Below are 207 nucleotides of genomic sequence, written 5' to 3'. Positions count from 1 at the left end.
CGTGCGCGTCTACCAATTCCGCCACCTGGGCAAAACTTAGTTCCATTACTTCAAAGAAACAAGAGCGGAAAACGAGACTCGAACTCGCGACCCTAACCTTGGCAAGGTTATGCTCTACCAACTGAGCTATTTCCGCAAACTAAATTTTCTCCATTCAGAAATCTGAAAGATTGGTGCCCAGAACAGGACTCGAACCTGCATGCCTCT

The 207-nt window shown here is 47.3% G+C and carries 1 tRNA gene; it reads right to left on the bottom strand.

Features of this window, described 5'->3' with window-relative positions:
- Nucleotides 1-63: 63 nt before the first annotated feature.
- A tRNA-Gly gene (locus HMPREF2794_RS15490) sits at nt 64-136 on the bottom strand.
- Nucleotides 137-207: the final 71 nt, after the last annotated feature.

The sequence above is a fragment of the Bacteroides sp. HMSC067B03 genome (assembly GCF_001811315.1).
Classification (GTDB): domain Bacteria; phylum Bacteroidota; class Bacteroidia; order Bacteroidales; family Bacteroidaceae; genus Bacteroides; species Bacteroides faecis.
Note: the sequence above shows the minus strand (reverse complement) of the source record. Positions and strands in the feature narration are given on the sequence as shown.